The sequence below is a fragment of the Methyloversatilis universalis EHg5 genome (assembly GCF_000378945.1).
GTDB classification, from domain to species: domain Bacteria; phylum Pseudomonadota; class Gammaproteobacteria; order Burkholderiales; family Rhodocyclaceae; genus Methyloversatilis; species Methyloversatilis universalis_A.
The window spans coordinates 3,852,688-3,866,163 of record NZ_KB900539.1; the positions used below are offsets into that span (position 1 = coordinate 3,852,688).

General features: G+C 66.5%; 13 protein-coding genes and 1 riboswitch. Of the genes, 7 read left to right on the forward strand and 6 right to left on the reverse strand.

Annotated elements, in window-relative coordinates:
• Positions 1-104 precede the first annotated feature (104 nt).
• On the reverse strand, positions 105-1,643 hold the full coding sequence (locus METUNV2_RS0117555; protein ID WP_018227530.1) for a transposase: 1,539 nt from the start codon (positions 1,641-1,643) through the stop codon (positions 105-107).
• A gap of 349 nt (positions 1,644-1,992) precedes the next feature.
• On the opposite strand from METUNV2_RS0117555, the gene METUNV2_RS0117560 reads away from it, so the two are divergent.
• Positions 1,993-3,036: a hypothetical protein gene (locus METUNV2_RS0117560; RefSeq protein ID WP_018230782.1), complete on the forward strand. Its 1,044-nt coding sequence runs from the start codon at positions 1,993-1,995 to the stop codon at positions 3,034-3,036.
• 37 nt (positions 3,037-3,073) lie between these two features.
• On the opposite strand, the gene METUNV2_RS0117565 is transcribed toward METUNV2_RS0117560, so the two are convergent.
• From METUNV2_RS0117565 to METUNV2_RS0117575, 3 genes are all read right to left on the reverse strand, one after another.
• Complete coding sequence (locus tag METUNV2_RS0117565) at positions 3,074-3,640, reverse strand: YggT family protein (protein WP_018230783.1); 567 nt, start codon at positions 3,638-3,640, stop codon at positions 3,074-3,076.
• A gap of 64 nt (positions 3,641-3,704) precedes the next feature.
• Positions 3,705-4,517, reverse strand: coding sequence for a pyrroline-5-carboxylate reductase (gene proC, locus METUNV2_RS0117570; RefSeq protein WP_018230784.1), 813 nt, complete (start codon positions 4,515-4,517; stop codon positions 3,705-3,707).
• An 85-nt stretch (positions 4,518-4,602) separates the two neighbouring features.
• Positions 4,603-6,576: a reprolysin-like metallopeptidase gene (locus METUNV2_RS0117575; protein ID WP_018230785.1), complete on the reverse strand. Its 1,974-nt coding sequence runs from the start codon at positions 6,574-6,576 to the stop codon at positions 4,603-4,605.
• 66 nt (positions 6,577-6,642) lie between these two features.
• Positions 6,643-6,731: riboswitch (cyclic di-GMP riboswitch) on the reverse strand.
• A 300-nt stretch (positions 6,732-7,031) separates the two neighbouring features.
• Here METUNV2_RS0117575 and METUNV2_RS0117580 point away from each other — a divergent pair.
• The 6 genes from METUNV2_RS0117580 to METUNV2_RS0117605 all read left to right on the forward strand — a co-directional run bounded on the left by METUNV2_RS0117580 (position 7,032) and on the right by METUNV2_RS0117605 (position 11,008).
• A complete protein-coding gene (locus METUNV2_RS0117580; protein WP_018230786.1) occupies positions 7,032-7,808 on the forward strand; it encodes a TlyA family RNA methyltransferase in 777 nt (258 codons plus the stop codon).
• Positions 7,801-8,640 (forward strand): methylenetetrahydrofolate reductase [NAD(P)H], encoded by an 840-nt coding sequence (gene metF / locus METUNV2_RS0117585; protein ID WP_018230787.1) that lies wholly within the window; start codon positions 7,801-7,803, stop codon positions 8,638-8,640. The genes METUNV2_RS0117580 and metF overlap by 8 nt, the downstream gene beginning before the upstream one ends.
• 16 nt (positions 8,641-8,656) lie before the next feature.
• Positions 8,657-9,064, forward strand: coding sequence for a hypothetical protein (locus tag METUNV2_RS0117590; RefSeq protein WP_018230788.1), 408 nt, complete (start codon positions 8,657-8,659; stop codon positions 9,062-9,064).
• The gene (locus METUNV2_RS0117595; RefSeq protein WP_026188261.1) at positions 9,061-10,254 is read left to right on the forward strand and encodes a multidrug effflux MFS transporter; all 1,194 of its coding nucleotides are present in this window, start codon (positions 9,061-9,063) and stop codon (positions 10,252-10,254) included. Before METUNV2_RS0117590 ends, METUNV2_RS0117595 begins: the two co-directional genes overlap by 4 nt.
• On the forward strand, positions 10,251-10,466 hold the full coding sequence (locus METUNV2_RS0117600; RefSeq protein ID WP_018230790.1) for a hypothetical protein: 216 nt from the start codon (positions 10,251-10,253) through the stop codon (positions 10,464-10,466). Before METUNV2_RS0117595 ends, METUNV2_RS0117600 begins: the two co-directional genes overlap by 4 nt.
• Positions 10,467-10,603: 137 nt before the next feature.
• Positions 10,604-11,008 (forward strand): universal stress protein, encoded by a 405-nt coding sequence (locus tag METUNV2_RS0117605; protein WP_018230791.1) that lies wholly within the window; start codon positions 10,604-10,606, stop codon positions 11,006-11,008.
• 176 nt (positions 11,009-11,184) lie between these two features.
• Here the strand turns inward: METUNV2_RS0117605 and METUNV2_RS0117610 are convergent, their stop codons facing one another.
• Together METUNV2_RS0117610 and METUNV2_RS0117615 are read right to left on the reverse strand one after the other, a co-directional pair.
• Entirely contained in the window at positions 11,185-12,315 is a 1,131-nt protein-coding gene (locus METUNV2_RS0117610) for a PilT/PilU family type 4a pilus ATPase (protein WP_018230792.1), read from the reverse strand.
• Positions 12,316-12,363: 48 nt separating this feature from the next.
• The gene (locus tag METUNV2_RS0117615; protein WP_018230793.1) at positions 12,364-13,407 is read right to left on the reverse strand and encodes a type IV pilus twitching motility protein PilT; all 1,044 of its coding nucleotides are present in this window, start codon (positions 13,405-13,407) and stop codon (positions 12,364-12,366) included.
• Positions 13,408-13,476: the final 69 nt, after the last annotated feature.

Sequence of the window (13,476 nt, forward strand, 5' to 3'; positions counted from 1 at the left end):
TCCTCATTTCAGCTCCGCAATCTTCGTTTCATCGTCGTCTCCTGACCTCAGCCGTGGCCCTTGATCGGCGCAATGCCGGCGTCGTGGCCCGACCGCGAGCTTACCTAATTTGCGTAGCCGTGGTGCCCGAGCTTTTCGATGTTGTGCACCAGGCAGTACAGCTTCCACTGCCCATCCACTTTTGTGCGCCCACGCAGCGTGAAGCGGGCGAGCCGCTTGTTGTGCCGCAGGTTGCCGAACACCGGCTCTACCGTGGCGAAGCGGGCGGCGATCATCCGCTTGCCCTCGCTGGAATCGATGCGCCGCTTCATCCGCTCGGTGTGTGATTCGACGCCGTCGCGCTTGCCGCGGAAGAAGGCGACCTGACGCACCTTGGTCTTCTCCGGCGTGCGCAGGCAGCGGCTGCGCTGCTCGCACGGCACGCAGTCGCGTGCGGCGCCGGTGTACTTGGTGGCGGCGTAGCCGTTGATCGTGCACTCGCCGCCGTTGCGATACAGCCGCTTGCCCGCCGGGCAGAGGCAGTGGCTGCGGTCTTCCGCTTCGGTGAAGTCGGTGTTGGCGTAGCGCATGTTCTTGCGAGCAGTGCGCGCGTCCTTTGCCTTCTCGCTCTTGTCCCACAGCGGATCGGGTTTCGCCTTGTGCCTGGCCTGGTCGGCGTATCTCGGGTCGCGCTGCCGGTAGCCGTTGTCGCACACCCAGGCGGGAACGTTCCGGCGCTCCAGTCCGGCGAGGTTCTTCTCGGAGTGATAGCCCGCATCCGCGCAGATCGCGGTGTCGGGCCTGCGCTGTGCGCTGCTGGCGTCGATCACCGGCAGCAGCAGTTCCTGTTCCGACCCGGTGCCGTGCGCCTGCGCATCGACCACGATCTGGTGGGCGGCATCGACCGTGGCCACCCCGGTATAGCCCTGGACCACGCCCTTGGCGGTGGCCATCTTGGCCGAGTCGTTGTCGGTGCGGTTGGAGAGGCGCACCGCGCCCTTGGCGCCGCGTCGGTCAGCCGGATTGCGGGTGAGCCAGTCGCGGATCTTGGCTGCTTCGTGGCTCAAGCGCTCGCGGGTGCGCTGTGCGCGGGCGGCCTCGTCGTCGCTCACTGCGACATCGCGGGCCTTCTGCTCGGTGATCATGCGCTGCACGGCCGCTTCCATCTTTGCGGCTTCGCGCTCGAAGTCGGCACGGGTGCCGCTCTTGGCCTTGGATGCATTCGACGGCAGCTTCACGCCGTCGATGGCGAAGAGCTCGCGCCCGATCAGCCCCTGGCGGTCGCACACGAGCAGTACCTGGGTGAAGAGCGCGCGGGCCTCATCGCCCAGATGGCTGATGAAGTGGGCGACGGTGGTGAAGTGCGGCGCGCTGTCGCCGGAGACGGCCATGAACAGCACGTTGTGGCGGCAGGAGGTGGCGATGGCGCGCGAACTGATCAGCCCGCGCGAGTACCCGAGCAGCACGATCTTGAGCAGCACCGCCGGATCGAAGGCCGGGGCACCCCCGGCATCGTTGGCATAGCGGGCGCGGAGCGTGGAGAGATCGAGTTCGCTGTCGACCAGGTGGCAGAGCGCGAACTCGAAGGTGCCGGGCAGCACCTGCTGCGCGAAATCGACCGGGATGAGCTTCAGGCCGTAGTCAGGCGTCTTGAATCGCGGCATCGCAAGGCTCCGGGGAGGCGATGCGCAATCATAACGACGGCATGTGGACGGCGGTGGGGTGGGAGGGGTTTTTCTACAGCCTCAACCCTGCGGAACACCCGCTTCCGCGACGTAAACCTGGACATCCGCCCGGAAAGTGAAGCGCACGCGCGGCTGCAGCCCTGGCCCTCCAGGGTGCGACGCGCCGGCCCGACTGCCCTGTCAGGCCACGCGCCGCCAAGCCGCCCGACCGTCGATGCCCGATGGCCAGGAGAACCACCTCCGCATCGCTTGTCCGCACGTGGGCACGTGCGCGCGCTTCACTTTCCGGGTGGCCCCGAGGTCAGACAACACATGGAGGCACAGAACCGTGAAGGTCGCCACCAGCACAGTACAGCTCGAATCCAGCCATGCCGAGTCGCAGCGGCAGGTCATTTCTGAACGACTCGAAGCGTGGACCGGCAACCGCCGCCCCGCGGCCGCCGGCGATGCACCGGCCTCGGGCGCGCCGCGCGTGACGCTGTCCGCCGAGGCGGTGGCAGCGCAGCAGGCCGACGCCGCTGCCTCGCCTGACAGCCTGGAGGACGCGATACGCAATGATCCGCGGCTGTCACTGCTCATCCAGATGATTGAGCGGATAACCGGGCACCGGATAAGGCTGTTCGACGCCGCCGCACTGGAGGCGCCGGCCGGGGGCGGGTCCGCCTCCGCATCCGGCGGACCGCAGGCGGCCGCTCAGCAGCGCGTCGGCTGGGGCATCGAATACGACTACCGGGCCGAGTACAGCGAATCGGAAACCACCACCTTCGCTGCCGAAGGACGGGTGCGTACCGCGGACGGGCGCGACATCGCGTTCAAGCTCGATCTTGAAATGTCACGCAGCTTCAGCACCACGGTCAGCGCATCCTTCCGCGCCGGCGACGCACTGCTCAAGGATCCGCTGATGCTGGATTTCGCCGGCCCGGCGGCGGCGCTGTCCGATGTGCGCTTCGCCTTCGACCTCGACGCCGACGGCATCAAGGAGCAGGTGCCGCTGGCAGGCGGCCGCGGCATGCTGGCCTTCGACCGCAACGGCAACGGCCGCATCGATGACGGCCGCGAACTGTTCGGCCCGACCACCGGTAAAGGCTTTGAAGAACTGGCAGCGCTGGACGAGGACGGCAACGGCTGGCTGGACGAGGCGGACAGCGCGTTCGCGAGACTGCGCCTGTGGCGGCCGGACGCGGAGGGCGCCGGCACCCTGCTCACGATGAAGGAGGCCAATGCCGGCGCCTTCTACCTCGGCCGGGTCGACACCCCGTTCAGCCTGCGCAATGCCGCCAACGAAACGCTGGGCGAAATGCGCGCGACCAGCGTCTATCTGCGCGAGGACGGCAGCACCGGCACGGTGAGCCAGGTCGATCTGAGCGTGTGATGCACGCTGCGGCGGCCTGTCGCCGCCGGCGGCTGGCTCAGAACAGCAGCCCGAACAGCTGGCGCGAAAAGGCCTCGATCAGATAGAGCAGTACCTGCAGCAGCAGGATGAGCACCAGCGGCGACAGATCGACATTGGCGATCGGCGGCATCACGCGCTGTATCGGCTGCAGGAAGGGGCGAGTGAGCGCATTCATCATGCTGCCGAGCGGATTGCCCGGCGACACCCAGCTCATCACCGCCGAAATGATGAGCACGATCATCAGGAACCACACCGAAAGGCGGGCAATTTCGATCACGCCGCGCAGCAGCGCCAGCGGAATCAGCCCGTCAGCACCGATGCTGCCATGGAGCAGCGCGCCGACCAGAATGAGCGCCACCTGGATCAGCCAGGCCACCACCAGCGTCGCCGTGTCCAGCCCGAACAGCGCCGGTACCACGCGACGCGCCGGCAGCACCGCCCAGTCGGTGGTCTGGATCACGAAAGCCCCCAGCTGGTTGCGAAAGCTCACCCGTGCCCACTGCATGTAGAAGCGGGCGAGCAGCAGGGTGGTGACGAAACTGGCGACGGCATTGAGTACGAGCAGGACGAGATCGGTCAGCATGGGTGCGTGGCGAGGGGGTGTCCGAAGGGATATCGCGTGAAAGACAGTGCGTCGCGTCCAGCGTTCATGCAGCGCCGAGCTGGTCGCCCAGTTCAGCGCCGCGCGCCGCCGCCGCCGCCAGCGCGCGCACGATGGCTTCATTGACCGCGTCAGCATTCATGGACTTCAGCGCCGCTTCGGTGGTGCCACCCTTGGAGGTGACCCGCTCGCGCAGCGTGGCCGGCGACTCCGGGCTCTGCGCTGCCAGCGCCGAGGCGCCGGTGAAGGTGGCGATGGCCAGTTCGCGCGCCTGGTCTGCGCTCAGACCGAGCGCCTCGCCGCCGCGCACCAGCGCTTCGATGAAATAGAACACATAGGCCGGACCGCTGCCGGACACCGCGGTGACCGCGTCGATCAGCGTTTCGTCATCCACCCACACCACGCTGCCGACCGCACTCAGCACCTGTTCAGCCTGGGCGCGTTCGGCCGCACCCAGCGACGCATCGGCGTACAGGCCGGTCACGCCCTGGCCGATCAGCGCCGGCGTATTCGGCATCGCACGCACCATGCGGGTGTGGCCGCCCAGCCAGCGACCGATATCGGCAGCACGCAGACCGGCGGCAATGCTCAGCACCGTCTGCCGCTTCATGTGGGGCGCGATGCCAGCGCACACCTCGCGCATCTGCTGCGGCTTGACCGACAGCACCAGCAGGTCGCAGTCGGCCGCCTGCGCATCGAGCGACTCGATCGCCCGCACACCGAAATCACGCACCAGGCGCTCGCGGCCTTCGGCCAGCAGTTCAACCACCGCAATTTCCGACGCCTGCGCGCCGCGCTTCAACATGCCGCCGATCAGCGCGCTGGCCATATTGCCGCCGCCGATGAAAGTGATCCGCATGACTGCCCCGTCCAGTTGAAAGGCCCGACCCCGGGCCGCAGGGCGCTATGGTAACCGCGCCCGGTGGCCGGACGCGGCCATGCGGTCAGCGCACGATGAAGTTCTTCTTCGTCTGGGCCACGGTCACGTTGCTGAAGGACAGCACACCCGGCGTCACGCTGGCCTGAACCTGCGGCGTGATGGTGCCGCTCCAGCCCCAGGGCACGGTGCAGGCGTAGGCGCCGGTGCTGCCGCTGGCGGTGCAGCTGGCGCCATTGCTGGCGCTCAGAGCAACGTTGGCCAGCGGACGGCCGGCACGGGAGATCGTGCCGGACACCTGATAGCTGGTCGGGACAACAGTCGTGGTCCAGTTCGACACCGCGGTACGGTTGTTGATCAGCGCCAGCGCATTGTGCGCAGCCGTGGGCTCGGTCGTGGCGACGCCGCATGCGTTGCTGGCACAGGTAGTCAGCTCGGGGTTGGAAAAGCGGCCGATCACCGGCGAGATGTAGCTCATGATGGTGCCAAAGCTGCCGCTGCGGCCGTAGCCGAAGGCATAGGGATAGCTGCCCTGACCGCCGCCCTGGCGCGCCACCGTATCTCGGTCGTGCATCAGGCCCATGTTGTGGCCCAGCTCGTGGGTGAAGGTGTAGTCGGTACAGTAATAACTGGTGCCGGCCATGTCGCGGCCGTCGCTCACCACCGAATAGGCGTAACCGGCATAGCCGGCCATATTGCTGCCGTTGTAACCGCCGACATAGCCGACGCCGCAGCTACCGCCCTGAGCGCTCATGTAGAAGGGGCGCACCACGGTCACCAGATCGGCGCCGTACTTCTTGCGCAGCGTCGGCACCGTCTTGTATGCGCCGGTGGCGCGGGCAAGCGCGGTCAGGGTATTGGAATTGGTGGTGGTGTCGCTGTCCGTCACCTGTTCGGAACCCACCAGACGCAGACGGATCGGCACGCCACTGTCTACATAGGCCTGATTGGCCAGTGCCACCAGCTGGGCAATACGGGTGGTGTAGCCAGTGCCGTACTTCTTCTTGAAACCCGGCGTGTACAGCACCAGCAGGTCGATCTGGGTGGCGCTGGCATCGGCCACGGCACCAGCGGTGGTGGCCGATGCGGTGGTCGTGGCTCCGGCGGCGGCGCTCACGCCGCCTGCTGCGGTGCCATGCACCTCTTCGCCAACCGAATCGGCGTGCTCGGATTCAAACTGCGACAGACCGGAGCGCAGCGGATCGACCAGCCACTGGCGGCCGCCGGTCTCGACCAGCATCAGTTCGCCGGACGGGGTCAGGATGTTGCCCATGCTGCCGTTCGGGCCGGACGTGATGATGACGCGGAACTCGCTGCCGTAATCCTTCAGATGGCCAACCCAGGTGCTGGTGTCAGCCGCACCTGCGTCGGTGCGGTCATAGCGGACGCGGTAATCGCCGTGCTCCGGAATGGACAGCGCCACTTCGTCGCCCGGCTCCAGCGCCGACAGCGCCACCAGATTGAAAGCGACCGGGTGAGCCACGTCTGCCGGCGGCTGGACCGCAGCCACTTCGCGGCCGGTACGCGCAGTCGTTGACGGCAGCACCGTGTCGGCCGGCGCGAACATGGACGGCAGGGTGTCGAGTTCGAGCGGGCCAGCGGCTACCGACAGGTCAGGCCCCATCATCTGTACGCCATCGACGTGGCCGAGCACGAAACCGCCCTCCGGCGTGCGGATGACGCCCGCCGCCAGCGCACCGTCGATGCGCAGCCGCACGGCGTACTGGCGACCGGCCGCGTGGTGACCTATCCACTGCGTGCCCTCCGGGCCACCCAGCGTCGAGTCATACACCAGATCCAGCGTGCGGCCGTCGGGCAGCGCGAGGCGGAACACCTCGCCAGCGCGGGCGGCCTTGAGCCGGGACAGATCGAGCCTGACCGCCCACATGCCACCTTCCGCATCGCGGGCAGGCAGCGGCTGCAGCACTACCGGGGCGGTTGCCTGCACCGGCAGCGCCGCTGACACGGGCATCGCGGCAGACAGCGCAAGCGCGCACAGCAGGCTCTGGCAGTGGGGAGAGAGGCGATTCAGGGCGATCATCGTTGGAACTCCGGCCGGTCAATTCGGTGGTTCACCGGTGGAGGTATCCGCGCCCTCGGGAGGGTCAGTGGCGGTCCCGCCGTCATCCCGCGCATGCGCGGATTAGACCGGTGACTTTGCGTCCCCGCCTTTCGACGGGTTTGCCTTTTTCAGCTTCGAACCGTTTAACGACGCTGACCCGCCCGGTCTTGAGGCGCGCCGAGCAGAAAGTGTGAAAAATTCACGTTTTCGACCGAAGTACCCGGCCGGCTGTTCGATGATCAGGCGAAGACCGTGCGCACTCGCCACGACGAGGTGCCGGTTCCCGCGCTGTCGCCGTTTCCAGACTGCACTCGCGACGAAAGCGCCGCCCACCGGCATCCATACGGCCCCTTCCCCGGCAGAAAATCGCATCCGCGCTTGCGACCGCGGCCATTCTCGGTTTTCATCCGCGCTCTTCCATCGCTCATCCGCCCATGAGAGCTGACCAGATACTCGTCGCCCGCAACCTTGCCCGTTCCCGCACCGTCGCCCAGACGCTGATCGCGGCCGGACGGGTGCGGGTCGCATCGGCCGCCGGCTGGACCGTGGTCAGCAAAGCGTCGCAGGACGTTCCGGACAGCGCCGAACTGCAGGTCGAGCTGTCGGACGAGGACCGCTACGTGTCGCGCGGCGGGCTGAAGCTGGCCGGCGCGCTCGACCGGGCCGGGCTGGATGTCACCGGCCTGACCTGCCTGGACGTCGGCCAGAGCACCGGCGGCTTCACCGATTGCCTGATACAGCACGGTGCCGCGCGCGTGGTCGGTGTCGAGGTCGGCCACGGCCAGCTGGACCCGCGGCTGCGCGGTGATCCGCGCGTGGTGTGCATCGAGCACCTGAATGCGCGCGCGCTGGATGCCGCTGCGCTCGGTATACATAGTGCGGCGGGCGGCTTCGACCTCATCGTGTGCGACGCCAGCTTCATTTCACTGACGCTGCTGCTGCCGCAGTGGCCAGCGCTGCTGGCGCCCGGCGGGCAGGTGCTCACGCTGGTGAAACCGCAGTTCGAACTGGGGCCGGACGCACTCGGGAAAGGCGGCATCGTGCGCGATGCGGCACAATACCCGGCCCTGGAGGTGCGCATGCGCGCGTTCGCCGACGCGAACCGCCTGAGCGTACTGGATTACTTCGACAGCCCGATCAAGGGCGGCGACGGCAACCGCGAGTTCTTCATGCACGCGGCCCGGCGCGACGCGACCGGACACCATGACTGACACGAACACGCGCATCTGCAGCGTCGAATTCTTCCCGCCGGCCACCGAAGAGGGGGCGGAAAAGCTGCGCGCCACCCGCCGCCAGCTGCGCCAGCTGAACCCGTCCTTCTTCTCGGTCACCTATGGCGCCGGCGGCACCACGCGCGACCGCACGCTGGAAACCGTGCTCGAAATGAAGGCCGAAGGCCTGAACGCGGCGCCCCACCTGTCCTGCATCGGCTCGACCCGCGACAACCTCCGGCAGACGCTGGAGCGCTACAAGGAAGAAGGCATCCACCACATGGTGGCCCTGCGCGGCGACCTGCCCTCGGGCGTGGTCGACCCGGGCGACTTCCGCTACGCCAACGAACTGGTCGAATTCGTGCGTCAGGAGACCGGCGACTGGTTCCACATCGAGGTGGCGGCCTACCCGGAAGTGCATCCGCAGGCGCGCAGCGCCGCCAAGGACCTGCAGGCCTTCGTGCGCAAGATGAAGGCCGGCGCAGACTCGGCCATCACCCAGTACTTCTACAACACCGACGCCTACTTCGCCTTCGTCGACGACGCGCGCGCGATGGGCGTCGATGCGCCGATCTACCCGGGCATCATGCCGATCGCCAACTTCTCGAAGATCGCGCGCTTCTCGGAAGCCTGCGGTGCCGAAATCCCGCGCTGGATGCAGCGCAAGTTCGAAGGCTTCGGCGACGACGCCGCCTCGGTCAAGGCCTATGGCCTGGACGTGGTCACCACGCTGTGCGAACGGCTGCTGGCCGGCGGTGCGCCGGGCCTGCACTTCTACACGCTGAACCAGGCCGGGCTCACCTCCACCATCTGGCAGCGTCTCGGCCTGTAAGAATCCGGAGAACGGCATGCGCATCGTTTCCGTCCTCGCCCTGCTGATCGCGCTGTTCGGCGGCTACACCTGGGTCGTGCTGAACTGGAGCTATTCCACCGGCGAGCGCGCCGGCTACGTGCAGAAGTTCTCCAACAAGGGCTGGGTGTGCAAGACCTGGGAAGGCGAACTGGCCATGGTCACCATGCCAGGCACGCTGACCGAGAAATTCGAGTTCTCGGTGCGCGACCCGGAGGTGGCCCGCAAGCTGAACGAAAGCATGGGTCAGCGGGTGTCGCTGCACTACGAACAGCACATCGGCGTGCCCACCGACTGCTTCGGCGAAACCCAGTACTTCGTCAGCGAAGTGCGGGTGGTCGATGTGCCGGATGCCGAGCGCGCTGCGCCGCCGCCGGTGATCGCCCCGGCCGCCACGCCACAGTGAGTCGCTCGCCCCGCAGCCTCGCCATGCTGCTGGCGGCGCTGTCCGCCATCGGTCCGTTCGCGATCGACACCTATCTGCCGGCCTTCCCGGCCATCGCTGCCGAACTGGGCGCGACCAAGGTGCAGGTGCAGCAGTCGCTCACCATCTACCTCGGCTTCTTCGCGCTGATGACGCTGTGGCACGGCGCGCTGGCCGACGCACTCGGCCGGCGACGGGTGGTGCTGTGGTCGCTGGTCATGTTCTTCCTGACCTCGGTCGGCTGCGCGCTGGCGACACAGATCGAACACCTGTGGATCGCCCGCGCGCTGCAGGGCATGTGCGCCGGCGCCGGCATGGTGGTCGGCCGCGCCATCGTGCGCGATCTGTTCGACGGCGCCCAGGCGCAGCGGCTGATGAGCACGATACAGCTGCTGTTCGCGCTGGCGCCGGCGGCCGCACCCATCATCGGTGGCTGGGTGTTCGCGCTGTCCGGCTGGCGTGCGGTGTTCTGGTTCCTGGCGGCCTATTCGGCCCTGATGTGGGTGGTGTGTCTGGCCCGGCTGCCGGAAACGCTGGACCCGGACCACCGGCGCAGCCTGCACCCGGTGAAACTGGCGCGCGACTACGCACACATGTACGCCCACCCGGCGCTGCAGGCGCTGGTGGTCGCGGTGTCGATGAATTTCGCCGGCTTCTTCCTGTACGTGATGTCGGCGCCCACCTTCCTGATGGAACACCTGGGCGTGTCACCGCAGGGTTTCGCCTGGCTGTTCGGCCCGACCGTAGCCGGCATGATGACCGGCTCCTGGCTGGCGCGCCGGCTGGCCGGCAGAATGGCGCCGCAGCGCCAGCTGAAGATCGCCTACACCGTCATGCTGGCGGCCGCGCTGATCAATGTGGCGATGAACCTGCTGATGCCGGCCAGCCTGCCGTGGGCGGTACTGCCGGTCGCCCTGTACAACATCGGCCAGGCGCTGGCCATGCCCATACTGTCGCTGCTGGCGCTGGAGCTGTTCCCGCGGGCGCGCGGCATGGTGTCGTCCTGCCAGGCTTTCGTGCAGTCGCTTACCAATACCGCGGCCGCCGGTCTGGTGGTGCCGCTGCTGTGGGGCGAACCGCTGCATCTGGCGGCCGGCATGGCCGCTTTCGTGGTGGTCGGCTGGCTGGCCTGGCTGCGCTATCGCGCACTGCACCCGGACCAGGTGACATGAGCGCCAAGCGCTACCAGGTCCGCAGCCGCAGCGAACACAACTTCTGGCTGCACGAAGTGTTCGACAGCCACACCGGCGAAGCGGTGCTGGAACCGAACACCGATCTGTCGTGGTGCTTCGACGGGGCCGCACTGCTCGAATCCGGTCTCGGCATCGACGAGACGCTGGAGCTGCTCGCGGTGCGCCCGGTCATCCGCCAGTGCGGCTGCTGAGCGGCTGCCGGTCGGATCACAAAGACCCCATACCCAATAGGGATTACTCCTTCCTGAGCATTGCCGGGTGGCATGACGGCTACGAATAATGCATGAGCCGCGCAGGTGCGCGGCTCATGCAACCGGAGGAGAGCACGATGAAGGTAGTGGTGGCTTATGACGGTTCGGCACACGCCCATAAGGCGGTGGATCAGCTGAAACTGCTGAACGGTCCGGTCGACGCGATTCTGGTGTCGGTCGTGCGCGGCCCGGCGCTGGGCATACGCGGCACGGCGATCGAAGTGGACCAGTCGGAAATCGATGCCGCGCGCGATGCACTGCAGAAGGTGGCCAAGGAGCTGGCTGCAGCCGGTCGTACCGTTCAGACCAAGCTCATGATGGGCGAACCGGCGGACGCGCTGATCGACGAAGCGGTCGAACAGAAGGCCGATCTCATCATCCTCGGCACCCGCGGCCTGAATCTGGCCAAGCGCATCGTGATGGGTTCGGTCAGCACCAACGTGCTGCACCACGCGCCGTGTTCGGTGCTGGTGGTGCGCTGAATCAGATCAGCGGAAGCGGCAGCTACCTCATGCGTTTCAAGGACTGAATCGCGGCGGGGGCGCCGCTCCCACAGCAACTGTCGGAGCGACGGGGCCGGATCTTGTGGGAGCGGCGCCCCCGCCGCGATGCGGCCCGTGCGATCCGCCGTCCGCAGCCCTAGGTCAGCGGTCAGCCTTCACACCAGATCCAGCCCGCTGGTGTTCAGATTGCGGTCCTGCGCTTCCTTGCTGTTGAGCTTGATCTGCAGGCGCAGATCGTTGACCGAATCGGCGTTGCGCAGCGCGTCCTCGTAATTGATGCGGCCGGCTTCGTACAGGTCGAACAGCGCCTGATCGAAGGTCTGCATGCCCAGTTCGCGCGAGCGCTTCATCACGTCCTTGATCTCGCCGATATTGCCTTTGAAGATGTGGTCGGAGATCAGCGGCGAATTCAGCATCACCTCGATCGCGGCCGCCCGGCCCTTGCCTTCCTTCAGCGGCACCAGACGCTGCGAAATCATCGCCCGCAGGTTCAGCGACAGGTCCATCAGCAGCTGTTCCCGCTTGTTTTCCGGGAAGAAGTTGATGATGCGGTCGATCGCCTGGTTGGAACTGTTCGCGTGCAGCGTGGCCAGGCAGAGGTGGCCTGTTTCAGCAAACTGGATCGCGTGCTCCATCGTTTCGCGATCGCGGATTTCACCCATCAGGATGACGTCCGGCGCCTGACGCAGCGTGTTCTTCAGCGCGATTTCCCAGTCGGCGGTATCGAGCCCGACCTCGCGCTGCGTCACCACGCAGTTCTTGTGGTCGTGCACATACTCGATCGGGTCCTCGATCGTGATGATGTGGCCGTAGCTGTGGGTGTTGCGCCAATCCACCAGCGCCGCCAGCGAGGTGGTCTTGCCGGTGCCGGTGCCGCCAACGAAGATGACCAGGCCGCGCTTGGTCATCGCAACGTCTTTCAGCACGGTCGGCAGGTTCAGCTCATCCAGCGTCGGAATCTTGGCGTTGATGGTGCGCAGGATGCAGCCTATCTTGCCCTGCTGCACGAAGGTATTGACCCGGAAACGGCCAATGCCGGCCGGCGAGATCGCGAAATTGCACTCCTTGGTCGCCTCGAATTCGGCCGCCTGCCGGTCGTTCATGATGGCGCGCGCCAGTTCGGCCGTGTGCTGCGGCGTCAGCGACTGATTGGACTGCGGCACGATGCGGCCATCGACCTTGATCGCCGGCGGGAAGCCTGCGGTCACGAACAGGTCAGACCCGCGCTTGGTCACCATCAGGCGCAGCAGGTCGTACATGAATTTGAGGGCCTGATCTCTTTCCATCTGCGCTCTCCGCGTCGAAGTTCTTCAGTGTAGCGGGACGGCCCGGCCTCAGCCTGCGAACATGTCCTTGTTTTGCGCGCGGGTGCGGGCTTCGGCCGGCGCAATGACGTTGCGGCGCACCAGTTCCTGCAGGTTCTGGTCCAGCGTCTGCATGCCCATGCTCTGGCCCGTCTGGATGGCGGAATACATCTGCGCGATCTTGTTCTCGCGGATCAGGTTGCGGATGGCCGGCGAGCCGACCATGATTTCGTGCGCCGCCACCCGGCCGTTGCCGTCCTTGGTCTTCAGCAGGGTCTGCGAAATGACCGCACGCAGCGATTCAGACAGCATGGCCCGCACCATTTCTTTCTCCTCGGCCGGGAACACATCGACGATACGGTCGATGGTTTTCGCGGCGCTCGAGGTGTGCAGCGTGCCGAACACCAGGTGGCCGGTTTCGGCCGCGGTGAGCGCCAGTCGTATGGTTTCGAGATCGCGCATTTCACCGACCAGGATCACGTCCGGATCTTCCCGCAGCGCCGAGCGCAGCGCGTTCGAAAAACTGAGCGTGTGCGGGCCGACCTCGCGCTGATTGATCAGGCAGCGCTTCGATTCGTGCACGAATTCGATCGGGTCCTCTACGGTCAGGATGTGGCCGTACTCGTTCTCGTTGATGTAATCGACCATGGCCGCCAGCGTGGTCGACTTGCCGGAGCCGGTCGGGCCGGTCACCAGCACGATGCCGCGCGGCGTGTTCGCGATGTCCTGGAAAATCTTCGGCGCCTTCAGGTCCTCCAGCGTGAGCACCTTGGACGGAATGGTCCGGAACACCGCGCCGGCACCGCGGTTCTGCACGAAGGCATTGACCCGGAAACGCGCCAGATTGGGCACCGCGAACGAGAAGTCACACTCCAGGTGCTCCTCATACACCTTGCGCTGGGTGTCGTTCATGATGTCGTAGATCATGCCGTGCACGTCCTTGTGCTCCATCGGCGGCAGATTGATCCGGCGCACGTCGCCATGCACCCGGATCATCGGCGGCAGACCGGCGGACAGGTGAAGATCGGACGCCTTGTTCTTGACGGAAAACGCGAGCAGTTCGGTGATGTCCATGGAGACCTCGGAAACGTTGGGCAAGCAGCAGGGCCCGGCTCTGGCGACGCCGGACCCCGCCTATAATTC